Raw genomic sequence first — 422 nt, forward strand, 5'->3', positions numbered from 1 at the left:
CACGGACCGCGTACTTCTGGAGACCACGCAAGCCGGGCAAGGTCTTGCGGCTGTCACGGATGCGGCATTCGGTGCCCGCCACCGCATCAACCCACGCGGCGGTCGCGGTGGCGATACCGGACAGGTGGCACAGCAGGTTCAGCATGGTGCGTTCGGCGGTGAGCAGCCCCCGCGTGGGTGCGACCACGCTCAGCACCGACTGCCCCGGCGTGACGCGCGTTCCGTCGGCGATCCGCTCGGAGACCTCGTAATTGCCCGCACCGATGACCTCGTCCAGCACCAGCAGCCCGACGTCGATCCCGACCACCGTCCCGTGCTGTCGCGACACCACTGACGCCTTCACCACCGCGTCCTCGGGCACGGTCGCCATCGTGGTCACGTCCGGGCCGTACCGCAGGTCCTCATCCAAGGCGGTCCGAATC

At 69.0% G+C, this 422-nt stretch carries 1 protein-coding gene; it reads right to left on the minus strand.

What is annotated here, in order from left to right; genetic code table 11:
* A partial coding sequence (locus GV790_RS29025) for a nicotinate-nucleotide diphosphorylase (RefSeq protein WP_375139442.1) occupies window positions 1-421 on the minus strand: 421 nt, incomplete at its 3' end.
* Window position 422: the final 1 nt, after the last annotated feature.

This window comes from Nocardia cyriacigeorgica (genome assembly GCF_010858045.1).
Classification (GTDB): Bacteria; Actinomycetota; Actinomycetes; order Mycobacteriales; family Mycobacteriaceae; genus Nocardia; species Nocardia cyriacigeorgica_E.